The organism is Thainema salinarum CENA647, from assembly GCF_057732415.1.
Genome location: NZ_JBYJZJ010000015.1, coordinates 135,494 through 160,709 on the forward strand (window position 1 = coordinate 135,494; position 25,216 = coordinate 160,709).

The window sequence follows — 25,216 nt, forward strand, 5'->3', positions numbered from 1 at the left end:
TTATTGATTTAGTACTGAATTTCAATGCTGAATGTGGTGCGCGATCGCAACTATATGCAAAATCTCAGCCATCGTATAGATGAATTTTATTTAGCTCATGTTTAATATCGACGGTGTTTCGCAGCCCATAGTTAGGAAGCTCGCATGGTTCAGACTCCCGATCGGCCTTGGACGCAATCTGTTGATCAAGTTCTCAAACAACTTGCTGTTGATGTTGACAACGGTTTATCAGAATCCGACGCTCAGCAACGCCTCAATCAGTTTGGCAAAAACCAGCTAGAGCAAGCCGAACAGCGCAGCGCTTGGTCGATTTTTATTGACCAGTTCAAAAGCTTGATCATCGCGATTCTCGCCGTTGCAGCGGTTTTATCCTTCAGCTTTGGTCAGTGGATCGAAGGAATTGCGGTATTAATTGCGATCGCAGTTAACACCATCATCGGCTTCTTCTCAGAATATCGGGCCGTCCAATCCATGCAGTCGCTGCAAAAGCTGAGCAGTCCTAGCGTTGCGGTGCGTCGCAACGGCAAAATACAAGAAATTCCGGTTGAAGAACTCGTTCCGGGCGATATTGTCATCCTCGACAGCGGTGACGTGATTGGAGCCGACCTGCGGGTGGTGGAAGCCTCCAGAATGCAGGTCAATGAGTCGTCGCTGACGGGTGAATCGGTGCCCGTGGGCAAGACATTAGACCCGCTCGAAGCGGACGAAGTGCCCTTAGCCGATCGCAAGAACATGCTCTACAAAGGCACAGATCTAACGCGCGGCAGTGGTGCGGGCGTAGTAGTTGCCACAGGCATGAAAACTGAGCTAGGCAACATCTCTGCTCTAGCTGAACAAGCCGGCATGGAGCAGCAAACGCCGCTGGAAAAGCGACTGGATAAGCTGGGTCGCCAACTGGTCTGGATCACGATTGCAGTAGCGGCACTCGTCGCCGTTGCGGGCATCATTGCCGGTCGGGAACTGCGGCTGATGGTGGAAATTGCGATCGCGCTTTCGGTGGCGGCAGTGCCAGAGGGCTTACCGATTGTGGCAACAGTAGCCTTAGCGCGAGGCATGTGGCGGATGGCCAAGCGTAATGCCCTGATCAACCAGCTCTCAGCGGTTGAAACTCTCGGCTCCACCAGCGTCATTTGTACCGATAAGACGGGGACGCTGACTGAAAACCAAATGACGGTAGCGCGAATAGCCCTCGCCGCAGGCCAGATTGAAATCGCTGGCGAAGGTCTAGAGCCAGAGGGAGAATTTAAACAGGACAATCAGCGAATCCAGCCCCAGGAACACGACATACTGCGGGAAGCGCTGGAAGTGGGCGTACTGTGCAATAACGCGGCTCTTCAACCCGAAAGCTCAAACGAGAGCCGCGTAGTTGGCGATCCGATGGAAGTCGCTCTGTTGATTGCGGGCAAAAAAGCCAATATCACAAGGGATACGCTGCTTGAGCAGTCGCCGGAAGTGCGGGAAGAGGCATTTGATCCAGACACTAAAATGATGGCGACGGTTCATCACCACACGTCAGCAGCAGATAAGTCTTATCGCTATGCGGTAAAAGGCGCACCAGAAGCAGTTTTGGAAGCTTGTACTACGCTGCGAACCGAATCAGACCTGCGCGAAATGACCAGTGCTATGCGCCAGGAATGGCGCGATCGCGCGAATCAGCTTGCCGCTCAGGGACTACGGGTTCTAGGACTGGCCCAGAAAGCGACGAATCAAGCCGATGCCGATCCATACCAAGATCTAACGCTCCTGGGCGTTGTCGGACTGCTTGATCCACCGCGCCAAACCGTGCGTGATGCGATTCAGGAGTGCCAAGATGCGGGCATCCGTGTGATTATGGTGACCGGAGATCAGGCGGTCACGGCTCGCAACATTGGAGTTGCCGTTGGTTTGGTCGAAGACAATACAACTCAAGCGCTACAGGGTAAAGATCTGAAAAATGCTGACCAGCTACCTGCGGATCAGCGCCAGCGTTTGATTGAAACGCCGATTTTTGCGCGGGTTAATCCAGAAGACAAACTAAACCTAATTGCGGTGCATCAGCAAGATGGCTCGGTCGTAGCCATGACGGGTGATGGCGTGAACGATGCGCCTGCACTGAAAAAAGCCGATATTGGGATCGCGATGGGGCAACGGGGCACTGAAGTTGCCAAAGAAGCGGCAGATATGGTGCTGCAAGACGATTCCTTTTCGTCAATTGTGGCGGCAGTGGAGCAGGGTCGCGCTATTTTTACCAATATTCGTAAGTTCACCATCTACCTGCTGTCCGGTAATTTGGGCGAAATCATTGCCGTTGGTCTAGCCTCTATTCTCAATGCGCCGCTACCCTTGCTACCGCTCCAGATTCTCTACATCAACGTCGTCAACGATGCCTTTCCCGCTCTCGCGCTGGGGGTCGGCGAAGGAACGCCTCAACTGATGCAGCAGCCCCCTCGTCGCCGCAAAGAGTCGGTTTTGACGCGACGGCACTGGATTCGAATTGTCGGCTACGGCGCAATCATTGCAGGCACTATCTTAGGTTCATTCGTGCTGGCGCGACAGTGGCTGGGACTAGACGAAGAAGCCGCGACCACTATTTCATTTATTTCTCTGGGCTTCACGCGACTCTGGCACGTGTTTAATATGCGAGAGCCCGGTACGGGTATATTCCGCAATGAAATTACTCAGAATAAGTACGTTTGGGGCGCGCTTGCCTTCTGTACAGTTCTGCTAGTGATTGCAGTCTATGTACCAGGACTATCGGATGCCCTCCAAACCGTCGCTATTGGCGTCAACGGCTGGCTGTTGATTCTGGGCACCAGTCTCGTTCCGCTGATCATCGGTCAGATTGTCGAAAGCTTGAAGAACCGCCGGAATCAGCGACATGAGAGAAAGAGAACTCTAAACACCTAGTTCTAATCCTAAATATGCTCATTCAAGCGGCACGCCGCCTCGATTGCAGCGATGTCGATTTTTCTCATCTGCATCATTGCATCGAACGCAAGCTTAGCAACAGCGGGATCGGGATCTGCGATCGCGTTCGTCAGGGTAATCGGTGTAATCTGCCAGGACACTCCTCATTTATCTTTACACCAGCCGCAGGCGCTCTCCTAGCCGCCGTTGCCGACAATCGCGTTCCAGTAGCGATCTGTTTCAGCTTGGTCAACGGTTGCAACCTGAAATGAGAATGCTTCGTTGTGCTTAATGCCATCGTACCAAAGGCAAATCGTGTTTTTGGCTGGCTTTTCCATGTCATTTCTTTATCGAGGGGAGCCACCCGAAACCGGAGTCAACGATGCGCTCAGTTGAGGAGTATTGGCTTGGACGACATTTCCGGCCATTCTAGCGCGGCTTCACTGTGCTTTGGGATAACGTTCCCAGTCAGGGTTGCCAAAGACTTTGTGTTCCACCAGTCGCTCTCGATTATCCACTGCACTGGGGTTGTTATGCCGCCGCGAACACAGCACTAACGTGCTAGTTATTGGCGAGCTTCTTGATGTGCTTCCATATACGCTCGTAGTAATTGATTGATCTGTGTTTGATAACCCCGTCCTTGGGACTTAAACCACTCCAAGACATCGCTATCAATGCGGAGTGTAACTTGTGCCTTGCCTTTTGCAGCGGGTAACCCCCGATGCACTACCGCCTTAGCAAACATTTCTGGCGTAATTTCTGGACAATCTGATAAATCAATATCTTCATCGCTCATCGCATCTAAACGTTGCCAATCAGTTTGAGAGTTGCTCGAAGTAGGTTCGTTGTTCATATTTCGTCGCTTTTCTTGCAGAAATAATACGAGTGCAATCCTCACGTTCTGTATGGACAACGGCAATCACTCGCCCCTGCAACAAACCGAATGTGACAAAACGCTGCTCTCCATAACTATAACGATCGTCCTCAACCGTTAAGATATCGCCGTCAAAGACGGCTGGAACATCGACAAAATCGATGCCGTGTTTACGAAGATTAGCAAGACGTTTTGCTTCATCTCATTCATATGCCATAACTGAACGACAGCTACAATATCCAATTGTAGTTACAAATCGTCGTTACAACTATTGTTTCAAGTAATTTCGGTTGTGATTGTCTCACAGGTCACTTCAAGCTACCGTCTCAACCGAGAACAAGCGGCCTAACGATTGAGTTCAGCGGCGGCTAGTAACTTTGACATCTCCGCCAACCACTTTTATTCCGCCGCTGCAACGATTTGTTATACGGCTTTCCGAGAGGGTTTAGCTTAGCCCAACTCAGATTCCATGAAACCTATAAATTCTAGAATATTTTGAGATAATCCAGGCTCAACATTTGATTCTGAGCCGATGTGAACATGGTGTGGGAAATTGGGTAAATCTGGAAAGTGCTTGACACTATCCCAGCGTTTCCTGAGGACTTGTTTAGAGCTATCCATCCATTGATACCGATAGTCTAATGTGATCAGTTGGTTGTCCTGAAGCGTGAAGGATTCAGCAATTTCAAGGAAGTCGGAATTTGTGAGGGTAAGTCGAGCACGGAAATAGCCTCGATCCAGTAGGATTCGCTCATCCACAGTCTCGACTGTGACAATGATTGGGCTGTCAGCCAGCTTTGTCTTTACAGCAGCAACGTATTGCCCTAAATCCATCACTTCAAGAGTTTTTAACCTGGTCAGCAGTCAGCATTTCGTAGTAGACATTCCACTCAAAAAAGTCCATCGTATCTCCCAGTTCACCCGCCTGAAAACGCTGATAGAAATGCTCTGACGGCATCTGATATTTCTCTTCAAAATCTTTCAACCGATATTTTAAGTCTTCAACTTGCGTTGAAATCGAAGGTTTCTGAATTTCACGCTCTAGCCATCGCCGCTCTTCATCCGACAGCGAACGGATAATTTGGGCTAAGGATTCCACTAATTTTTGATTCATAATATACCTCCAGCTTGACCAGCAAAATATTCCTGTAGTTCTCGATGCAGAAACTGATATCGACCACCAACACGACGAAGCAGGCGACGCTCTACGCAATAATCTAGAAAAGTGACATAGTCGTATGGAGCAAGCTTGCTATAAGCAAGAACAAAACGTAGGCAAAAATGTCTGACGACAGCTTCACCCCCAGCCATAAAATATGAAGCAAGAAGGGCAGAAATCACTCCTGGATAGATAGACAAAGTGAGTGCCTCATAGAGATTATTTGCTGTTTCGCCTGTAGCATATAAAAATGCTAGAAGCCTTACAAATATAGGGGAAATAAGGATCGTGGAAACAACCATGTTCTGAAGAGATCTTTGAATTCTTTCGTTCGGTCTTTTCTGGCGCTCAACTTTTGTTTGCAATCCTTCCAAAACACCTGTCAAAAAGAGAAAAAATACTGAATAAGGCAAGCCTATTACTATACCAAAAAGAAATCCACTGAAGCTACTCTTCAAAGCTAAATTGAATAATGGTTGTGAAACATCTGAAAGAAAGCCCCTGAACAATCCAATAACCCCACCCATAAAGCCAAATAATAATCCACAAAACAAGCCTAGAATCACTCCTCCAAAAGTCAGCATAAGTATAAAGTGGATGTAGCTTCTTAACTTACTCCAGTTTCTAGGAAGCCTTAAGGCTTCTACAAGACGAATATCATTTAATCCATGCCATAATCCAATTAGTATCCCTAGAAAACCAAAAGATAATCCTCCATAGACTCCAAGAAAAAATCCAAATATTAACCCAATTATAAATCTACTTATAAAACTTTTTGACAAAGTTTTGATAGGATAAGCCCCTGAGAAAACACCTAAAAAGCCATTAAAAAATCCAAAAAACAAGCCAAACGCTCCAGCAAACAAGCCATAACTCAAACGATAAAGATTTCTTTGCTTACGAGTGTCAAGCCATTTTGGTTGTATCTCTTCTAGCAAAAACCATGATTGAGAATTTATTTTCAGCTTATAAGCCAACCATTTTAAGTAATGTTTTGCCACTTTTGAGGTTGGCTCTTTGTCATTTTTTTTATAAGCCCACTTTTTGTTTCGAAATCTATTTCGTTCCCAATTTTTCACTTTGTGGCACAATCTTTTATTAACATATGCTTCAAATAGATCGTCTTTATCAGTCAAGGGCTTTCCAACTTCCGCTGCTATTTTCAAGAATAAAGGGATCTGCAAAATTCCGGGTTTGCCCTCAGTATCGGGATGTAGAAAAACTTGTTTCTCGGTATGGGTTGAAACAGCTTCCCAAAGTGTCTGCCGCCCAACCTTTTGCAAGTATCCCTGGATTTGTGTAGGTGTCAACGGTTGCAACCGCACGGCGCTACGCAATTCGTTTAACTTCAGTCCTGCTTCGTACTCTTCGGCGCGGCAACAGACAACTAGATACGGGTAATGTTCAGCAAACTGATTCAGTCGCTTTACGCAGATCGCCTGTCGCGTCGGCTCTAATTCATCTAATCCATCAAGCAGCAGAATCAATAATTCTTTTTTCAACCAGCCTTTGGCAATCCTGGCAGACACACGCATTTTGGTGAGCTGCTGAATCAACCACTCTTCAATACCTTGAGCGTTATCCTTCCAAGCGGATAATTCAAAAATGACTGGAATCGCTGTGCCTGGATGGGCGATCGCTTGTTCCACTAACTGGTCTGCTAGAGTCAATAGGGTAGTGGTCTTGCCAATTCCGGGTTCTCCAAGAATCAATAATTTTCCGTGAATATCTGGACGAACAAAAACTTCCAGAATTGCCGTTTGGATATCTAGAGTTTCTTCTGATTTACCCGACACTTTTACAAGACGACTGGGTAGCAAACTGCCTACCTGATACGGCTGCTCTTCTAGGTCAGGGTTTAACCAAATATCCTGGTAGACTGTGTTACGCAATCGCCCCTTTAATTCTGGTTGAATATGATTTTTGAGGAGTTGTTCTGCTAAATCTAGGCGTAATTTTTCGTCGTTGGTGCGACGATCTCGCTCAAACAAACTGATATAAACTTGCGTCAGCTTATCGGCTTGGATCTGTGTCAGGTTCTTTGCGGCTTGCCCCTGCTGAATCTTGCTCCCCTGAATGGAACTGTGTTCAATCCGTTGTGATGGCTGAGGATCAGGGGTAGACATGGCAAAAACACAATGACTTGATTCGGGACTGAGACAGAACCAGATACTAGAATCCTATCAGCTTTGCCGCTGTGCCTAGCCAAGGTGCGATCGCCTTAAAGACCTCTTGCCCCTTTTGCTAAAGACTTTTTCCTGTATCAGTTGCCTTATCAACCGTTTCTAGGGCTTCACTGACTTTCTTGAGGTTCTGTGCAATCAAATCTTTGTTAGCATCTTTCTCTTCAGCCTCATCTTTAGCAACTTGAAGACAGTTTAGAGACTTGCTGATCGTCTTTTCTGGTAAATTCGCTGCTTTGATGATGGACTCCAGATCCTCTAGCAGTTTGAGAACTTCTGTCCCAGAAAGTCCCTGTTGTCTAACAGACAAATCCCCAGTCTGATTTTGGATTAGAACTTGTTCAGCTTGTCCCTGTTGCACTTGGGAGCCTGTAATCTGTGTATCGCTAATGGATTGAGATTGAGATGATGGTTTGCGAAACATTACGCTACTCCACTATGAAGTTGACCCCATTGTAGAAAATTTATGCTGCAAAGGCTTTACTGATCTACCGCCTCTTACGAAAAACCCTTGGCCACATCCCATCAATGATTTTGAGCCGTATAACGTTCCGGTTGAGCGGCTACTAACTACCTTTGTATCCACACCGGGAACTTTCGGCAGTCCGCTCCGACCGGTTTGTTATGCGGTGGCCTAACCTACCACGCTACGATTTCCGAAGGATGCAATCAATAGTTAGACGTAGATCAGAGATAATAACGCTTTGCGAGAAAGGCTCATTTTGCTCAAAATCAGAGCACTTGGCAGTAACTGCTTTACTAGCTGTCGGGCTGATAGCGATAGAGAAGACGATTTAGTAACTCCTTGCTTCCCTCGAACACCTGAAGGCGAACAAAGCCTGGATCATTAGGTTGGTATGCAAGTTGATAACGGTAATTACCATTTCTCCAAATGTAAACGTAACGCTGACTATTACCCTGAATTACTACGCCTCTGAGAGAGATGCTATTTTCCGTTTCCAGATGTACACCGTAGTAGATCAAGTCATTTTCAGCTTCATCAACGGTTACGAACCATTCGCCATCAGTAAATGCCGCAAAGGCATTGTCTTGGGGATTAAGTACTGCATCTATTATTGCATTACCTGCTGCTGAACCAAGTCCTTGCAAAAATGGCCTGAGAACTTGCCAAGGTATTTGAGCACTGGCAGGGAAGGCATTTGTACTTAGAGCAACAGTGAGACAAACAATACCAATAAATTTTTTCATATTTTTCACAGATTACTTGTGTGTACCGTCTCCATCAGAGACTTGAGCCGCATAACTATTTATTAGAGTGAAACTTTCTGCCTAATACCCCTATTCGGGTGATTAGGCAGAAATCCGTCAGCCTAACACGCCTATTTGGGTGATTAGGTAGAAACCCGTCAGCCTAACACCCTGATTTGGGTGATTAGGCTGAAAAAATCAGTATAACCACCCCTACGACTTCAGGCTCACGCTGCTTAGAGTTTATTTATCATCCCTCAACATATATTCACTCCATGCAGCCACCTCAGCCTCGTCCAAAGAAACTACTTGACCAAGTACGTGACACCATTCGCCTCAAATACTACTCCTACCGCACTGAAGAAACTTACGTTCAATGGATTCGTCGCTATATCCTTTTCCACAATAAACGGCATCCGATGAAGATGGGTGTTCCAGAAATTGAGGAATTCTTGACCCATTTGGCTGTATAGGAACAAGTATCAACCGAGGAGTACGTAGCCCCCTTGATAACTGATGGTATGAGGAACAAAGCGCGATCGCACTTCAACCTTTGAGCCATGCTCTGGAGAGATGCTATCGCAGCGCAAGCAACGATAGCGCCTAAGCAGAAAATTTCCGCTGCCTAACGTGATGACTGAGGGTTTATTTACTTAGATCGTTGATCTCGCGCACCACTCGCTGCTTACTCGCAATCAGATGAGAGACAACAGCATCGGTAGCCGCATCGACATCGTGAGTTGCGATCGCGGTATAAATTTGCCGATGCTCTAGCCGAATTTCCAGCACGTTGGGATTATGCTGGAGCGTCTGAATTCGCAACAGCGCCATCGCATCAAAAAGCTGCTCCAGCAGTGCAGTGAGCCGCTGATTACCAGAACTCTGGGCAATAAGATGATGAAACTGATAGTCTAACTCCAGCAGTTGAAACGAACTGGACGGTTTTTCCTGAGCATCTGCGAACTGTTCCGCCTCGGCAACGTACATCTCTAGCTGTTTCAGTTGCTCATCTGTAGCTCGACGACAAGCTTCTGCCACAGCTAGCTGCTCCAGCGCAATCCGGCAGTCGTATAGTTCGATCGCATCGGCAATTGATAGCGTCGTGACTCGTAATCCACCATTTGCTTCTGATGATACCAAACCCTCTTGCTGAAGCTGACGCAAGGCTTCTCGTAAAGGAGTACGGCTAACGCTGAGCCACTCCGCAAGCTGGGTTTCAACGAGTCGCTGACCCGCTGCTAGTTCTCCAGTCAAAATGGCATTGCGCAATGCCTGATAGACCTGCTCGTATAACGATTGACCACGCTGGATCGCGGGTTGGGAAGACAAAGCCACAAATATCTCGTGCTGAACGCATTCAAAGTTTGGTTATCTTATCCATCTTACTCTGTACACCGTATACAAATTAGGCGCTCTAGGATTTTTTGATTACAGGATTACTGAGAAGACCCTCTTGAAGTCCCCACGGGCTCAAGCATACAAATGAACTATTTACCGATGGCTAATTATCTTAGCTGTAGCTAGTGTTTTTACTCAAGCATCATTAAGAAGCACTGTTACTTTATTCAAGATTTAAACAAGAATACAGCAGTTTCAGGGATTCGCCCTATGATGAAATTACATTTTTATTTAAAGGAATAAAAACATGAAGTTAAATAACAGGCACTTCAGTACAGCATCTTTTATTTCTGTGGTTTCAGCTTCAGTTTTGGTCGCACTCTCTCCGGTTCATGCGGCGACCATCGTGTCACCTGATTCAGAGGTTGCAGGCAAAACGATTGGTGAATGGACAGTCGATTGGTGGCAATGGGCTTTAGGCCAATCTAGTCCAAATGATGCATTTTCAGACACAACTGGGGAAAATGCGGGCGTTAATCAATCCGGGCCTATTTTCTTTGTGGCTGGGACAACAGGTGGAAGTGCAACTCGAACATTCACTGTACCGAGCAATAAATATCTTTTATTTCCACTTGTCAATGTTTCCATCTCAGACATTGAAGATCCGAGTTTGAGCGAACAAGAGATATCTAGTCAGGTAACAATGATTGCTGATTTAGTGGATAGCTTAGAAGCAACCATTGATGGCGTTCCGATTGCTAATCCGTTTGACTATCGAGCAACTGCACCCGACTTCTTCAGCTACACAACAGCCGAAAACAATCCGTTTCTTCTTCCGATAGGAACGACTGAAAAAGCCTTTGCTGATGGTTATTACGTTATGGTAATTGCTCAACTCGGTTGACCCAAGCACGGCTTTGAGAGAAGATGATAAGCTTTTGCCATGACAGAACTGCCCCCACTCGATGGATTAAGCCCCGCCGAAAAAGATGCCCTGATTCAAGGGCTGTGGCAGGAGCTGCAACGGTTGCGAGCAGAAGTCGAACAACTGAAGCAAAAGCGGGTAAAGAAAACGTCGCGCAATTCGAGTTTGCCTCCCTCCAAGGGCTTCAAACCCAATCAGAGCCGCTGTGAACCCATGGCTAGTCCATCGGAAGAAACGGGAAGCCACCGTGACGGTGGGCGAGAATTAAGTCAACAGCCCAATCAAGTGGTGGTGGCACAAGCCAAGAGCTGTCCCCACTGTGGAGCTGAGGTTGACCGTTCGGCGCAGCGCTTGAGCGGGATTTACGAGCGGATTGAATTGCCTCAGCTCACCCCTGACATCACGCGGGTGGAACGCTATGGCGGGGTGTGTCCGTGTTGTCAAAAGACGTATGAGGCTCCCGTTCCAGTTGGGTTGGAACCCGGTTCTCCCTTTGGCACGAGTGTGGCAAGTCTAGTCACCTATCTGCGCTACCGTCATGCCATCAGCTATCAGCGGCTGAGCCAGTTGATGAGCGACCTCTGGGGTCTGAGCTTGTCGGAAGGAGCCATTGCCAATCTACTGAAACGAGTGCAGGCTCAACTTCAATCCCCGGTGGCCCAGATTGTGGAGCGCTTACGCAGTGCTCGTCTAGTCGGCAGTGATGAGACGGGGGCACGGGTAAATGGAGTCAACCAGTGGGAGTGGGTGTTTCAAAACGAGCAGGTCTGTTTGCATGTGATTCGTCCGAGCCGAGGAAAAGCTGTCATTGACGAGGTGATGGACGGTCATCGGCCTCAGGTGTGGGTCTCGGATTTGTTCAGTGCTCAGACAGCCCATCCGGCAAACGAGTGGCAAGTGTGTTTGGCCCATCAACTGCGTGATTGTCAGTATGCCATCGATGCTGGCGATGACCTATTTGCTCCTCGGATGAAACGGCTGTTGCTCAAAGCCATTGCTCTGCAACGACGACGACACACTCTGGCGGCCTCGACCGTCGAGCAGTATGGCGCTCGATTTCGCGGTTCACTGCGGGAGATTTTGAATCTCAACCCTCAATCGCTTGAGGGGCAGCGGTTGCTCAAACGTTATCGAAAGATTCGTTCTCATCTGTTGCTGTTTTTGACCGATGAGACCATCCCGCCGACCAATAATGCGAGTGAGCAAGCGTTGCGCTGGAGTGTGGTCTTTCGCAAGGTGACTAACGGATTTCGATCCGACTGGGGAGCCGAGTTGTTCGCTCAGGTGCGATCTCTGATCAATACTGCACAACGTCAGGGCATGTCTGCCTTTGATGCCATTTCTCGTGCCCTTACCTCTCAGCAGTCCGATTGGCTACTGGGTTGAGCAATTACACGTTATGATTGAACCCTTGAAGTCGGGAACAACAACAACGTTCAGCTTTGGTGGAGGCGTCTCAGCGTTTGACTTTACAACTGGTGTGACTACAACTATTACAGCGGTTCCAGAAGCGAGCAATGCGCTTGGTGTAATTGGTGCAGGGTTAGGCATAGGACTTTTATTTGGTGTTGGTCAGCTCAAACGGAAATCTGCGGTGCTTGTTGAGTCAGCTTCAGAGCCAATTTTGTGAGGATTGAATATTGGGTGCATTGTATAAAACAAACCTTATGAAACAAGGAGTAGCTGACACAAGTTTCAGCTACTCCTTGTTTTGTGGATACATCGTGAGATAAAGCGAATGCTGCCTGAAGGCAGGCAGCGGATCAGAGTGGGAGTCTACAGATCCCATGAGTGCAGAGCGGAGTGATTGCGATCGCAACTTTCAAGCCAAGTGCTGACCTCTTGAGGGCTATCAAACCACAGCACTCGCTCATTGGCGGGATCTTCCACTCGCCAGCGTACTGTCCCCGTGCGCTCGACTCGTTCCTGAATCCGCAGTTCAGCGCTGAAGTCCCAGAGACTGAACCAAGCTTGCCCGACCTGATCCATCCATGCCTTTAGCCACTGGTTGGAAGAGGGGCGGGTATCATGGGAGAGTTTCGACCGTTCGATTGGTTCGATTTGTTCCAACTGTTGGTATTGCAGCCACTGTTGAAGTGTTCGCATATAGATCACCTTGAGTGCTTCGATTGACGCTTCCACGCTAGTTTGTTTAGTTCTGAAACAAAAAGGGTGGCAGATAGTTACAAATCAAAACAAACTCAAGGCTGGATAGTTTCTTATGGAAACAAACTCTCCCAGACCTGTTATTGATAATGCTAGCCTGCTGAAGCAGATCAACTCTGTCCGTATTTTGGGACTGTTGCGCTGCCACACAGGGCTATCTCGGGCTGAGATTGCCCGTCGGACTGGCCTGAATCGCTCCACCGTCACCGTCATCACTGCTGAGCTGATTGAAGACGGCTTGGTGCGCGAAGGAGCAGAAATGGGCACCAAACCGGGCGGCGGACGACCCGGCGTAGAGCTAAAGCTTGATCCCAAGGGAGCGTTTTTTATCGGTGCAGCCATCGAAGCTGACCACATTCGAGTCGTGGAACTAAACTTAGCGGCACAGGTAACGCAGCGGATCTGTGAGCCACTCCCGCCCAGCTCAGAGCCGAATGTGGTAATGCGGCAGCTTTTACAGATGATTGCTCAGGTGCGTCACGGTAATCCCGACTATCAATTACGTCTACGCGGAATTGGCCTAACGGTGCCGGGTTCCATCAATCGAAAGGGCCTGCTCATTCGGGTGCCGGGATTAAACTGGTACAGCGTCAACCTGCGGCAGCATTTAGAAGCGCAAATTGATGTGCCGCTGTTTATTGATAACGACGCCAATGCGGCAGCTCTGGCAGAGGTGTATCTAGGCAGTGCTGTCCAGAGTCAGAGCCTGCTGTATCTCCTGCTGAATGAGGGAGTCGGCAGCGGCATTGTGCAAAATAACCGTCTGCTACGCGGCGCAAACGGTACGGCAGGAGAAGTTTGCGAGCTTTTGGTGGATGCAGCTCCAGCAGGCGGCAGTGAATACGGTCAACCCGGCAGCTTGGGAACGCTGGTCGGCAAGGCGGGGCTACTACAACAGTACCGAGTAAAGGGAGCTAAGCAAGCTGAACTCACTGATTTAGTGCAAGCACTGCAACGTCAAGATGCGATCGCACAATTTGTCGTCAACCAGTGGGCAGAACGATTAGGAACTGGCATGATTCAGATTATCAACGTCTTAAATCCTGATCAAATTGTTTTGGGCGGGCCACTGACGGTGTTACTGCCCTATGTTGCTGACCAGCTCAATGATGCGCTACGAAAGGGGTTACCGCGCAATGGTGCCGATGGATTTTTTAGTACACCAAACGCCTGCTGGCGCGTTTCGGAATTTGGTGAAGATGCTTCGGTGATTGGCGGAGCGCTCCTAGTTTATCAGTCGCTGTTTCAGATGCCGGATTTGGGCGTGTTTAGCGTGTAAAAACCCCGTTATTGATTGTGAACGCTTGGCCAAGCGTTCACAATCAGTTAATCATCAGGTTTTAACCGAACTTCGCATCATAAAACAGTCATCACCTTTAACAGCTCATCTGACAGATCCGCTACCGCCGAATTCTGCTTCTGGAACAGGACACCCGTTAGGAAGTAAATATTCGACGAGTAGAACGCTTTATTTTGCGATCGCAGTTTTGCAATCCAGTTTTTTACCTTGGGTTCAGAGCTGTAGCAGCCAAAGGGTAGCGGCGTTACCATAAAATCCACCACCTGATAACCCTGGGCACGCGCGTGGCGAATTGTATCAACGGGATTGGAGTAGGCTGAAATCATCAGCAGTACTTGCTCACAGCCAACGGTGAGCAGTTTTTTAGTAATCGTTGCACCATCAACGCCGCCATGAAGTTCGGGCATCAGAATCCGATTATCCGGAGCCGGAATATAGGGCGGATTAGCAATCAGGCATTGGGCAGAATGCTGCTTTAGTCCGGTAAAGCAGCACTGATTATGGACAATGTAGCGGTCGGTTAGCCCGTGTTGACGGATATGAGACTGAGCGACCTGGCAAGCCTTAGGGTTGAGCTCATAGCCGTGAATGACACCATTAAATGAAGTATTGAGTAGGCTATTAATTACCGCGCTACCATCCCCAGAGCCAAATTCCACAATAGTTTCAGCCGCAGAGCAGTGATTCAGCAGCATTTTTTCTAAGCACTGAGAATAGAAACGAGATTCTTCCCGGCAGAAGAAGACATTACGAGGAGAAGGAACGGCTGTTTTTGGGCGGTTGGAAAGAGAAACGGAGGTGGTTGGGGATAGGAGAACTTCTTTCATGTTGGGTGACCGTGCGTGGAGGAGAGTGAGGCGAGAGGTGTGAGGCGTAAGCAGTTAAGAGTGAGGCGTGAGGAGTAAGGGGTTAAGTTGTAAGCGGCTAGGACTAAGCTGGGTGGGCGATGCCCACCCTACAGCTTCTATTTTTTACGCCTCTCTTCTCTCTCCTCTCGCCTCACGAACCAAAAAGTCCTGCTCCCGATCCGCTGCTTTAACTGCACTTGCGATCGCAGATCCGGCTCGGTCGCCAAGTAGCCGTTGCTGCTCATAGCCCAGCAGGATTTCCCAGGCTTGGTCAGGATAGCGATCAACGAGGGGCAGCGCCACGTCATCAAGCATCCACTCACCGTGTAGCTCATCAACTTTGATGTGCAAATTCCAATAGCTTATGGCTTCATCGGGAATGCCTAATCGCTGTCCGGCCTGCTGGTAGGGCTTAAAAGTAGCGGGGACAGTCAGTTCCCCATAGAGCAATCCACCCACATAGCGGAGGTAGTCGCGTTTGCGATCGCTAACCATAAAGCTGTGGTTGATGATGGCCAGAACTTCCCAGGGAACCCAGTCAAGGTAAGCTTCTGGCGCAGTATCCATATCCAGCGTCTCCAGCATGGTGGTAAAGAACGTGGAGTGCTTGCGGCTGAGGCGTCCGGCTCCGTATTCCTCCACCAGCAGTCGAGTCAGGACAGCCTGAATTTCGTTGCCCACACCGCCCAACGTGCGAGAAAGCTGGCTGGCTTCCACCAGTCCATCTAGAGAGGCAATGGCCAGCAGGCGGCGATATCCAGCCTCAGTCATATCATCTCGGAAGTAGCGACTATTGTCTGACACGGGCGGTTCGACATCAGCAGCGGCGCGATCGCGCAGGGCCTGCTTGACCTGCTCGGCCTGCATCTCCTGCAAGGCGTCTACATCAAGCTGAGCCAGTTCCCACTGTTGCCAGGCTGATTCGATGCGATCGCGCACGTTTTTTAGATAAGTTGAATTCTCGTTGGTATACCGATCTAAGTCGTCATACCAAAACAGCTTGAGTCGGTTAATTCGATATAAAATGCGCTGCAAAAATCGATGGGCTTGATGGGAGGAAGACGAGGATCGATAGGCATTTACAATGGCATCTTCAAGCGCTTGCTCAAATTCGGCAGCTAACGTTGGCTGAACCTTGACTGCTTCATCTAAGTTTTCCAGTTCCAACAGATGAATAAATGTCCGCTCAGCGGCATCATAGCCAATTACTGCTAGCTGAATCATGAATTTTCCCTTAGTCGTTTAATAAATCACCTACAACAATGTTCGCTTGAGAAACACCTAGCTCCCATAATCCCTAGAAAGATTTGAACCTGTATCAGACGCGACAAAAGAAGTAAAATTTAGCGCTATCGGCTACCAAAAGGAACATTGAATGTATAGGTATCACCATGATCTAAGTACTGAATTCGAGTCTCTAGCTGGGCAGCTTCTGCAGCTTTAATAAAGTCACTCAGCGGCGACTTCATGACCGTGTAATCATTGAAATGAATGGGAATAGCCGTGTGCGGTGCAATCATTTCAATCGCTTGAACACCCTGCTTAGCATCCATCGTCAGCAAGATGCCCAGAATCTTAGTACCGCCCAGGTGAATCAGCGCCAAATCAATATCAGGATAGCGCTTCGGAATATCTTCCAGCGGTTGATAAATCAACGTATCACCGCTGATGTAAAGGCGGAACGGATCACTATCACCAGGACGCTGAAACTCCAGCAGGCTGCCGTTCACATCTGGCAGAAAGGAGGCGACAACGGATGGCCCATGCCGTCCCGGCATTGCAGTTAGCTGCATACGAGCATCACCTTTTGCGATCGCAAAATCCTGCCAATGATGGAGTCCATAGGTTGCTCGAAATCCTTTCCTCGCTAATTTTTTGGCCGCCTGATGAGTGGTCAAAATCGGCAGACCCTTATCCAGTTTTTGCTCTACCACTCGATCAAAGTGGTCTTCATGCATGTGAGACAGCAACACAAAATCAATATCTGGCAGGTCTTCTAGCTCAATGGCGGGATTCGTTCGGCGGGCAGAGCGTAGACCATACCCCAAATGTACATGTTCGCCCTGATGTAAAAAATTCGGATCAGTCAAAATCGTGAAGCCGCCGTAGCGAATGATGGTTGTAGCGTTGCCAACAAAGAAAATGGATCCGGTTTGATAATTCGGTATTTGAGCATCATCAAGCAGTACCAAGTCTTTGGCATTTTTATCTGTAGCGAAATTGGAGTCAGTCATGGTTTTAATTCAGCAAAATGTTGAGTAGCAAGGTGCTAAGCAAGAATCACCTCTAGATGTTGCGTCTCATAGTGGATCTAGTGGTTTCCTTTCTTACTCTGCCGATGGGATTAGGTGCTGTAAAATTTACGTCTTTGGGATGACGGTATCAGCTAAAAAACCTGAAAAAGTCTAAATTAGACTAAAACAACTTTGACACTTTCAAACTGCATCAATAGCAAACATGTGGTGGGGACATAGTGCTGCTATGTCCCTATTGATAGATTCAGAAATAAGCCACAAAAATTCAGTTAATTTTGTTTAAGTGAATTGTCAGGAATGTTGCCGGATGCTGAGCTATTTACGATTGGAGTTGAGGAAGAATATCAGATCATTGATCCAAAAAATCGTAAACTTTGCCCAAAATCGCACCTGATCCTACCGATTGCTCAGATTTCCTTGGGCGACACAGTGCAACTGGAATTTCGCCAGTCACAGATTGAAGTCGCGACGCCTGTATGCCAGTCATTAGCAGACGTTCGTACTCATTTAACCAAGCTGCGCCATCATCTGATTGCGGCTGCCGATAGCGTGGGCTGTAAGCTGGCTGCTGCCGGAACCCACCCGTTTGCCTCCTGGCAGGAGCAAACATTAACGCCAAAATCCTGTTACCAGAAGCTGGCAAATCGCTACCAGGGACTGATGCATGAGCTGGTAACGTTTGGGTGCCATGTGCATGTAGGAATTTGCGATCGCAACTTGGCCATTCAGGTGATGAACCATGTGCGGCACTAGCTAGCGCCTCTGCTGGCGCTGTCGGCCTCTTCTCCCTTTTGGCTGGGACAGGATACTCAGTATGCGAGTTACCGAACGGTGCTGATTCAGCGCTTGCCAATGACAGGTTGCCCCCAGCCCTTTGCGTCCTACCAGGAGTATCGGGACACAGTGCAGAATTTACTTGATACCCAAATCATCGATAGTCCCAATCAGGTGTGTTGGGATCTACGCCCGTCTGAGCGGTTCCCGACGCTGGAGTTTCGCATTCCAGATATGCCGTTGACGGTAGATGAAACGGTCATGGTGGCAGGATTGGTGCGCGGCCTAGTCCGCACCTGCTACGAACAGGTGCAATCTGGCATACCTTACACAGCTATTCGACCTGAAGTGCTAGCGGCAGCTCAGTGGAAGGCGTCTCGCTGGGGTTTAAGCGCCAACTTGGTTGATGTAGACACCGCTCAGGCTGTTCCCGCTGATCAGCTGATTGAAAAGCTGCTAGCCTTTGTCCGTCCCGCTTTAGAGGATTGGGGAGAATAGGAGGACGTAGTTGCGATCGCACATCATACGCTGCAGCAAGGAACTGGAGCCGATCGCCAGCGACACATTCTGAAGCAACACGGTTCTCTCACAGAGGTAGTGGACTATCTAGTCGAGGAAACAAAGCCGATTTATGCCAATTAGTAGAGGTTTAATTTGGGCAATAAACTGTTAGCAAGATGTGAAACGATTTCACGTTTTCTAAGATTTCCTTAACTTCCTCAGCCCATCGCTGGCTATTTGAGAATGCCTGTCGGAGATAAACCAGCAGACGCATCTCATTTAACGAGCCTTTTGAAACCGATCAGAAATCGAAAAATCAGGCACGGGTTAGCTTACAGAATGATTCTACTCCTCTTGATGATGAGGATATACAGGTTAGGGAGCGTGAATTTAATAAGGTGAAATCTTTGGGGTAGGGACACGGCAATGCCGTGTCCCTACGGATGGAATGATTGACAGGCTATTTAATTCATGCTCCTAAGTACAGGTTAATCTGCCTGATACTAATTTGATCAGTCGGCCCACGGATGAAACAACCAATTTGCCAGATTAGGAAACATCTGTTTTGGCAAAAATGCGATCGCAATTATTTCTACATTGCGTTCTATATTGCGAATGTCTATTTTGGCAATGCTAAACCACAGCAATCAGCTCTGGCAACAGTATTGCATTGTACTCACAAGGAGATTTTGCTCCATGATTAGAAGAATTTTACAATCCAAATTTGCATCTCTAAGCGCTGCTTCTATGCTCGCAGTAGCCCCTGTCCTATTTCACGGCTTATCTGCACAAGCACAAGTTGCCAATATTGATGGCCGTTTTGAGGAATATCGAGCAGGAATAACTCCAACCTTAACTTATGGCATAACAAGCCCGACAGTTCAGGATCTGCAAATTTTCATGGATGAACTAGGCTACTACAACGGCCCCATTGACGGTAACTATGGCAACGAGGTGGTCAATGCCGTTGAGGAATTTCAGACCGATTATGGTCTATTATCTGACGGCATTGTTGGCGCTAATACTTGGGATTCAATCTTAGGTATTGATCCAGACTCTGTCTTTGAAGCGGAAGATAGCTTTGATTCGGCAACAGGTGAATATTCCGATTATGAAGATGACTATGCCTACAATGAAGACGGAGCATTTACTGACGAAGCAGGAATCTTTGAAGAATCAGAACTGTCTCCTGAGAATGAAGGAGTCTTCTAAGATAAACTCCACTCACTTGGCTTCACGCCTTCACGTAATTTTTTGAGAGGTGGATAGAATTGCTAATCCACCCCTCAAAGCTCTTAAGATTTTTTATGTCATTTTTCCTGTATGTCACAGACAAAAATCGTGAAAGCGACCAAATATCAACTGCTACTCTAACTTACGAGATAAGTAATAGTTGACTCATAAGAGTAACCTATTAATATACACATATTATTTTTCGCAGCATATCAAGCAGTGAAAATAATATTAAAGCGTTAAATAGCAACCTCAGACTTCTAGCCACCATCAAGCGTTTACGAATAGCAACTAAATTACTGTCAAAATTTATACTATCAAACGTTTACGAGTAACAGCTAGTGTGCTCTACTTCTACAGTTGATTCTATTTTTGCAAATTTGATTAATTTATTATTTGCTCATAACCAATTCCTTTCTAACAATTTTAGTTTACTTTGATTGACTACTGATTACGGATTAAGACCAATGCGACTACTTCGATCTACTCCAACATTTGTGACAACTATCGCCACGGCGATAACTGCTGGAATCCTAATGACATCGTGTAATAGGCCGTTAGTCAATTCTGCTGATTTTGACGGCACAACGGTTAGCGCCAGCAATGAAAGAGAAGTGATTGAGCCTATAGGCATACGATCGGGAACGTTTACCGAAGGTACGCAACCGATTCAGGGCACGGCTCAAATCTTAGAAGAAGAGGGCGCTTTCTATCTGGAATTTGATCCAACATTTCGGGCTTCTTCCCAGGAAGCAGGACAAGTCTTGCTGACTCCAGAAGCAGTACCGCCCAGCTCCTATACTGATGCTCCAGTCGAAAGTTATTTAGACTTAGGCCCATTAAGTGCCTCGCAGGGAGAACAGCGCTACTTAATTCCACCAGGTACTGATATCAATGGTATTCAATCAGTGGTGATTTTAGGCCGTGACACGGCTATATCAATGGGTTACGCTTCCTTCGAACCCAACACAGGAACTGTGATTGAGTCCGTTGAGCCAGTTGAGCCGGTTGAGATAGCAACCGCAGACGTAGTTGAACCCGCAACAAGAACAACTGGAACTGCGATCGCACCTGTAATCATTGAACCTGCCGCATCTGCTGAGCCGACTGAAACCGCTCAAGCACCTGAACCCACAGAACCTGCCGAGCTGGCTGTACCAACTGTACCCACCGAACCGACAGAGACCGCTCAAGCCATTGATGAAACAGCTGAAGAAACAGAGGATACAGGGGAGACGGCTCAAGTGGCTGAACCTCCAGCCGAAGCTCCAGTAGCACCGCGAGCGCTTTGGTAGCCTAGTACCGACCCCAACCGACTTCAGTTGTATTTCAGTTGTAAATTGCTGCGTTGTGAGGAAGCTGTGGAAACACTTGCCTTTCTTCATGCCCATGTTGCCCATGAAGATCCGAGAGAACGTCCCAAACTGCGATCGCTAACAGATTTACTCAGCCTCACCGTCTACAAACCTGCTATTGCGCTCAAAATAGCCGGATATATTGTAGCTGTGTCTATGCTGACCAATCTTCGTACTCATGCGGCTGTAGCGCCAGAGACTACCTGCTCAACCGTACAGGTAGGACAGCAGTCACGGATTCAGAATCCTGTTCCAAATTCAGCGGATGAGTTCGGTAGCCAGCCCAAGTACGCAATTCTGCAGTTTTTCCAGCGATATGGGTTAGCGCCATATTCCTTATTTAATACTGCAACTGCGATCGCATTCGGCACCGATCCCAATGAGGATTGTGACAGTATGGCTCATGACAGGGTCAATACCTACACGAGCAACACCCCAATAGCCATAGCAGGCGTTCAGCAGCCAAAATCCAAGCCAGAGCGTCAGTTAGAACTGAACTACTTGGGAATAGATGCCGCTTCTGGTAAACCAATAATTATCCGCTCAATCGCTGCCAAACAGCAGGAGCAAGTACAGGCCACTCGATTGGTACTCAAACGCAGTGAGAGAAGAGTATATGCTTATCAAGATGAGCAAGAGTTGGCGAGTTTTCCAGTGGCAGTTGGTAAACCCGGATGGGAAACACCTGTCGGCACTTTTCATGTGAGAACAATGGTCAAAAATCCAGGCTGGACGCATCCCTTCACGGGAGAGGTGATGTCTCCGGAGTCCAATAATCCTCTAGGGGAACGGTGGATTGAGTTTTGGACAGATGGTTTCAACTCTATCGGCTTTCACGGAACCTCCAATCGATCATCTGTCGGACAGGCCGCCTCTCATGGTTGTGTACGGATGTATAACGAAGATATTCAAAAACTATATGAATGGGTTTCAAAAGGCACTCTCGTCATCGTGGAACAGTAGACACGTACAGCGTCAAGTATAGAGTTGAAAATAAATTCTCCAGGGATTTATCCTCAACTCTACACCTGAGCAACAACACAGGATTGAAACAGTCGCCGATCGCGAATCAGATAGCTGAGGTACTACGCAAAGCGCGGCACCTCAACTAGACTTTATTGGAAATAAAGTTTTTGGGGTTGGAAATTGTTTTGTAGCGCGGCGGAGCCGCGCTACAAAACAATTTCCAATAAAGTCTACTAATCAGAATCTAAACCAGACCTCACATAAAAAAACTGGGGCATGGTTGCCCCAGTCTGACCTGGTTAGGTTAGGTCATGAATGAAAAACTAAATAGAATCCCTATCCTTTGATCTCACAAGTGAGATTCAGCATGGCATTTTCTTGCTGATAAGGCATGAGCTGCACCGGGATCGACTTGACATGCCAGATCTCGTCACAGTACTGCCGAATGGTGCGATCGGCAGAAAACTTACCCATGCGTGCGGTGTTCAAAATCGACATCTTTGTCCAGCGTTGCCGATCGCGATACGCCTCACTGACGTACTGCTGACAGTCAGCATAGGATTGGAAATCTGCTAGCAGCATATAGGGATCTTGGGTGATCAATGCCCGAATCAGCGATTCAAATCGATAGGGATCATCGGGAGAAAACTCGCCATGCGCGATCGCATCTAGCACCACCTTCAGTTCGGGATGAGAACTGTAGACATCCCAAGGCTGATAGCCATTGGCTTTCATCGCTGCCACCTCATGGGCTTTGAGGCCAAACAGGAAGAAGTTTTCTTCACCGACCTCTTGGCGAATCTCGATATTCGCACCGTCCAGGGTGCCGATGGTCAATGCGCCGTTGAGCGCAAACTTCATGTTGCCCGTACCGGACGCTTCCTTACCTGCGGTGGAAATTTGCTCCGACAGGTCAGCAGCGGGATAGACAATCTGCCCCAGGGAAACATTGAAGTTGGCCAGGAAGACCACTTTAATGCGATCGCGGACGATGGGATCGTTGTTGACCACCGCTGCAACCGAATTGATCAGCTTGATGATCATCTTCGCTTTGTGATAGCCTGGAGCCGCCTTACCACCGAAGATAAAGGTGCGGGGCACCATCTCCAGATCGGGATTGCGCTGAATCCGCTTGTAAAGCGCCACAATGTGCAGCACGTTCAGCAACTGCCGCTTGTACTCATGCAGCCGCTTCACCTGAATATCAAAGATAGAATCCAGATTGACGTTGACGCCTTCGTGTTGAAGGATGTAGCGTGCTAACTCTTCCTTATTCTTTTGCTTGATTTGGTAGAAGCGCGCCTGGAAGGAGGGATCATCCACATAGGCCTCTAAGCCCTTGAGCTGATCTAGATAGGTTGGCCAATTCTCACCTACCTTCTCGGTAATCAAATCAGCCAGAGCCGGGTTGCTCATCAACAGCCAACGACGCGGGGTCACACCATTGGTCTTACTGCTGAACTTCTCTGGATAGAGTTCGTAGAAGTCGCGCAGCACATTTTCCTTCAGCAGTTCGGTGTGTAGCTCTGCCACCCCATTGATCGCGTGACTGCCCACACAGGCTAGGTTTGCCATCCGTACCTGTTTCTCTGACCCTTCTTCGATCAGAGACAGGCTGGCTAACTTCGCTTCGTTACCGGGATACAGCTTTTTGACCTGCTCTAGGAAGCGGAAGTTGATCTCGTAGATAATCTCTAGGTGGCGCGGTAGCAGGCGACCGAATAGCTCGGTTGACCACTTCTCCAGCGCTTCTGGTAGCAGGGTGTGATTGGTGTAGCCAAAGGTAGACTGAGTAATCGACCAAGCCCGCTCCCAGCTATAGCCGTAGATATCCATCAGCAGGCGCATCAATTCTGCGATCGCAATGGCTGGGTGAGTATCGTTGAGCTGAATGGCAGCTTTCCCATTAAGATTATCCAGGCTGTCGTGGGTGCGCAGGTGCAGCCGGATGATATCCTGCAGCGCACAAGTGACGAAGAAGTACTGCTGCTGGAGGCGTAGCTCTTTGCCCTGTGGCGTTTCATCATTGGGATACAGCACCTTGGAGATATTCTCCGAGATCATCTTGTTGGCAACTGCCCCAAAGTAATCACCTGCGTTAAACGCTTGCAGGTTAAAGGCTTCACTGGCCTCTGCTTTCCACAAACGCAGAGTATTGACGTTGTCTGTCTTGTAGCCTGGAACGGGCGTATCGTATGGGATACCCAAGATGATTTGAGCCGGAACCCAGCGCACCCGATAGCGACCATGTTCATCGGTGTAGGTTTCGGTATAACCGCCAAGCTTCACTTCTACTCGATATTCAGGTCGGGCAATTTCCCAGGGGTTGCCAAAGCTAAGCCACTTGTCCGGCAGCTCTACCTGCCAGCCATCGCTGAGGATCTGCGAAAAGATGCCGTACTCATAGCGAATGCCGTGTCCCACAGCAGGAATGCTCAGCGTCGCTAGAGAATCCAGAAAACAGGCAGCTAAGCGCCCCAAACCACCATTACCCAATCCCGGTTCCGCTTCCCGCTCCAGTAGGTAATCGAGTTCTAAACCACATTCACTCAGCGCTTTCCGCACCCGGTCATACAGTCCCAAATTGATCAGACAGTTACTCAGGTGTCGTCCCATCAGGAATTCAGCAGACAGGTAATAAACCGTTTTGGCATCGTGATTGGCATAAACTTTGGCCGTTTCAATGCGTCGCTGGAAGAGGCGATCGCGCACGCTGTGGGCCAGCGCCATGTAGTAATCGTGGGGAGTGGCAAAACACTCGTCTTTGCCTTGGGTGTAATACAGATTATCGGCCAGTGCTCGCTTGAGCGTTTCAATGCTGATCCCTGTACGATCGTCTTCGATATGAATTTGGCGGTCACCCGATACGGAAGCTGAAAGTGGTGAGATTTTTGCTTCGCTGTTGTTTAGTTTGTCCATATTGAATAAGTCGAGGTAAACAGTGTGTAGCAGATCGAAAATCAAGCTCGATATGCCTGGTGATCTAAGTTCGATTGGCTTAAAGCTTTCTCCGTAGGGACTCCATAAGTAGGGATTGTCGATTGACTCACTTGTGCGATCTTGCAATTAACTTGTGTGGTTGAATGTGCGATCGCAGAACCAAATTGCACATACTCCTCAACGACGCGAGACAGACAGGAAAGGATCCTTATCTTCTCACCATTAAGGCATTCTCCAGTTCTTTCTCCAGTCCTTTAAGTTAAAGTTTTGCTTATAAATTGACGAGTCTATTTTTTAGTATTCC

Annotated in this window: 24 protein-coding genes and 1 pseudogene; 10 read left to right on the top strand and 15 right to left on the bottom strand. The window is 48.1% G+C overall.

Features of this window, described 5'->3' with window-relative positions:
* The first annotated feature begins 144 nt into the window (after window positions 1-144).
* Window positions 145-2,886, top strand: a complete 2,742-nt coding sequence (locus tag AC286M_RS02430; RefSeq protein ID WP_488202865.1) for a cation-translocating P-type ATPase — start codon at window positions 145-147, stop codon at window positions 2,884-2,886.
* Between the two features lie 8 nt (window positions 2,887-2,894).
* Here AC286M_RS02430 and AC286M_RS02435 read toward each other — a convergent pair whose 3' ends face one another.
* The 9 genes from AC286M_RS02435 to AC286M_RS02475 form a co-directional block, all read right to left on the bottom strand.
* Window positions 2,895-3,047: a hypothetical protein gene (locus AC286M_RS02435; RefSeq protein ID WP_488202866.1), complete on the bottom strand. Its 153-nt coding sequence runs from the start codon at window positions 3,045-3,047 to the stop codon at window positions 2,895-2,897.
* Between the two features lie 36 nt (window positions 3,048-3,083).
* Window positions 3,084-3,224, bottom strand: coding sequence for a VOC family protein (locus tag AC286M_RS02440; protein WP_488202867.1), 141 nt, complete (start codon window positions 3,222-3,224; stop codon window positions 3,084-3,086).
* A 227-nt stretch (window positions 3,225-3,451) separates the two neighbouring features.
* Complete coding sequence (locus tag AC286M_RS02445) at window positions 3,452-3,739, bottom strand: BrnA antitoxin family protein (protein ID WP_488202868.1); 288 nt, start codon at window positions 3,737-3,739, stop codon at window positions 3,452-3,454.
* Entirely contained in the window at window positions 3,702-3,923 is a 222-nt protein-coding gene (locus tag AC286M_RS02450; protein WP_488203604.1) for a BrnT family toxin, read from the bottom strand. The genes AC286M_RS02445 and AC286M_RS02450 overlap by 38 nt, the downstream gene beginning before the upstream one ends.
* A gap of 287 nt (window positions 3,924-4,210) precedes the next feature.
* Window positions 4,211-4,594 carry a toxin-antitoxin system TumE family protein gene (locus AC286M_RS02455; RefSeq protein ID WP_488202869.1) on the bottom strand — a complete coding sequence of 128 codons (384 nt, stop codon included), beginning with the start codon at window positions 4,592-4,594 and terminating at the stop codon, window positions 4,211-4,213.
* Between the two features lie 4 nt (window positions 4,595-4,598).
* Window positions 4,599-4,874: a hypothetical protein gene (locus tag AC286M_RS02460; RefSeq protein WP_488202870.1), complete on the bottom strand. Its 276-nt coding sequence runs from the start codon at window positions 4,872-4,874 to the stop codon at window positions 4,599-4,601.
* Window positions 4,871-7,045, bottom strand: a complete 2,175-nt coding sequence (locus AC286M_RS02465) for an NACHT domain-containing protein (protein ID WP_488202871.1) — start codon at window positions 7,043-7,045, stop codon at window positions 4,871-4,873. The genes AC286M_RS02460 and AC286M_RS02465 overlap by 4 nt, the downstream gene beginning before the upstream one ends.
* 118 nt (window positions 7,046-7,163) lie before the next feature.
* Window positions 7,164-7,526: a hypothetical protein gene (locus AC286M_RS02470; RefSeq protein WP_488202872.1), complete on the bottom strand. Its 363-nt coding sequence runs from the start codon at window positions 7,524-7,526 to the stop codon at window positions 7,164-7,166.
* 335 nt (window positions 7,527-7,861) lie between these two features.
* The gene (locus AC286M_RS02475; RefSeq protein WP_488202873.1) at window positions 7,862-8,311 is read right to left on the bottom strand and encodes a hypothetical protein; all 450 of its coding nucleotides are present in this window, start codon (window positions 8,309-8,311) and stop codon (window positions 7,862-7,864) included.
* A 275-nt stretch (window positions 8,312-8,586) separates the two neighbouring features.
* On the opposite strand from AC286M_RS02475, the gene AC286M_RS02480 reads away from it, so the two are divergent.
* Window positions 8,587-8,784 (top strand): phage integrase N-terminal SAM-like domain-containing protein, encoded by a 198-nt coding sequence (locus AC286M_RS02480; RefSeq protein ID WP_488202874.1) that lies wholly within the window; start codon window positions 8,587-8,589, stop codon window positions 8,782-8,784.
* 172 nt (window positions 8,785-8,956) lie between these two features.
* Here AC286M_RS02480 and AC286M_RS02485 read toward each other — a convergent pair whose 3' ends face one another.
* Window positions 8,957-9,646, bottom strand: a complete 690-nt coding sequence (locus AC286M_RS02485) for a GntR family transcriptional regulator (RefSeq protein WP_488202875.1) — start codon at window positions 9,644-9,646, stop codon at window positions 8,957-8,959.
* A 310-nt stretch (window positions 9,647-9,956) separates the two neighbouring features.
* Here AC286M_RS02485 and AC286M_RS02490 point away from each other — a divergent pair, with 310 nt between their 5' ends.
* Genes AC286M_RS02490 through AC286M_RS02500 form a run of 3 tightly spaced genes read left to right on the top strand, consistent with a single transcriptional unit; the run spans window position 9,957 to window position 12,204 of the window.
* The gene (locus tag AC286M_RS02490; RefSeq protein ID WP_488202876.1) at window positions 9,957-10,553 is read left to right on the top strand and encodes a hypothetical protein; all 597 of its coding nucleotides are present in this window, start codon (window positions 9,957-9,959) and stop codon (window positions 10,551-10,553) included.
* A 39-nt stretch (window positions 10,554-10,592) separates the two neighbouring features.
* Window positions 10,593-11,960, top strand: a complete 1,368-nt coding sequence (tnpC, locus tag AC286M_RS02495; protein WP_488202877.1) for an IS66 family transposase — start codon at window positions 10,593-10,595, stop codon at window positions 11,958-11,960.
* Window positions 11,920-12,204 (top strand): hypothetical protein, encoded by a 285-nt coding sequence (locus AC286M_RS02500; RefSeq protein ID WP_488202878.1) that lies wholly within the window; start codon window positions 11,920-11,922, stop codon window positions 12,202-12,204. The genes tnpC and AC286M_RS02500 overlap by 41 nt, the downstream gene beginning before the upstream one ends.
* 146 nt (window positions 12,205-12,350) lie before the next feature.
* On the opposite strand, the gene AC286M_RS02505 is transcribed toward AC286M_RS02500, so the two are convergent.
* Window positions 12,351-12,680, bottom strand: a complete 330-nt coding sequence (locus tag AC286M_RS02505) for a hypothetical protein (protein ID WP_488202879.1) — start codon at window positions 12,678-12,680, stop codon at window positions 12,351-12,353.
* Between the two features lie 115 nt (window positions 12,681-12,795).
* On the opposite strand from AC286M_RS02505, the gene AC286M_RS02510 reads away from it, so the two are divergent.
* Window positions 12,796-14,019, top strand: a complete 1,224-nt coding sequence (locus AC286M_RS02510) for an ROK family protein (protein ID WP_488202880.1) — start codon at window positions 12,796-12,798, stop codon at window positions 14,017-14,019.
* A 77-nt stretch (window positions 14,020-14,096) separates the two neighbouring features.
* On the opposite strand, the gene AC286M_RS02515 is transcribed toward AC286M_RS02510, so the two are convergent.
* From AC286M_RS02515 to AC286M_RS02525, 3 genes are all read right to left on the bottom strand, one after another.
* Complete coding sequence (locus AC286M_RS02515) at window positions 14,097-14,867, bottom strand: SAM-dependent methyltransferase (RefSeq protein ID WP_488202881.1); 771 nt, start codon at window positions 14,865-14,867, stop codon at window positions 14,097-14,099.
* A gap of 144 nt (window positions 14,868-15,011) precedes the next feature.
* Window positions 15,012-16,112, bottom strand: coding sequence for an iron-containing redox enzyme family protein (locus AC286M_RS02520; protein ID WP_488202882.1), 1,101 nt, complete (start codon window positions 16,110-16,112; stop codon window positions 15,012-15,014).
* Window positions 16,113-16,237: 125 nt separating this feature from the next.
* Window positions 16,238-17,122, bottom strand: a complete 885-nt coding sequence (locus AC286M_RS02525) for an MBL fold metallo-hydrolase (protein ID WP_488202883.1) — start codon at window positions 17,120-17,122, stop codon at window positions 16,238-16,240.
* A 318-nt stretch (window positions 17,123-17,440) separates the two neighbouring features.
* On the opposite strand from AC286M_RS02525, the pseudogene AC286M_RS02530 reads away from it, so the two are divergent.
* From AC286M_RS02530 to AC286M_RS02545, 4 genes and pseudogenes are all read left to right on the top strand, one after another.
* Window positions 17,441-18,415 (top strand): annotated as a pseudogene (locus AC286M_RS02530) (carboxylate-amine ligase).
* Between the two features lie 699 nt (window positions 18,416-19,114).
* Window positions 19,115-19,630 (top strand): peptidoglycan-binding domain-containing protein, encoded by a 516-nt coding sequence (locus tag AC286M_RS02535; protein WP_488202884.1) that lies wholly within the window; start codon window positions 19,115-19,117, stop codon window positions 19,628-19,630.
* Between the two features lie 557 nt (window positions 19,631-20,187).
* Window positions 20,188-20,946, top strand: a complete 759-nt coding sequence (locus AC286M_RS02540) for a DM13 domain-containing protein (protein ID WP_488202885.1) — start codon at window positions 20,188-20,190, stop codon at window positions 20,944-20,946.
* Between the two features lie 66 nt (window positions 20,947-21,012).
* Complete coding sequence (locus AC286M_RS02545; RefSeq protein ID WP_488202886.1) at window positions 21,013-21,969, top strand: L,D-transpeptidase; 957 nt, start codon at window positions 21,013-21,015, stop codon at window positions 21,967-21,969.
* A gap of 339 nt (window positions 21,970-22,308) precedes the next feature.
* Here the strand turns inward: AC286M_RS02545 and AC286M_RS02550 are convergent, their stop codons facing one another.
* Complete coding sequence (locus tag AC286M_RS02550) at window positions 22,309-24,891, bottom strand: glycogen/starch/alpha-glucan phosphorylase (RefSeq protein ID WP_488202887.1); 2,583 nt, start codon at window positions 24,889-24,891, stop codon at window positions 22,309-22,311.
* Window positions 24,892-25,216: the final 325 nt, after the last annotated feature.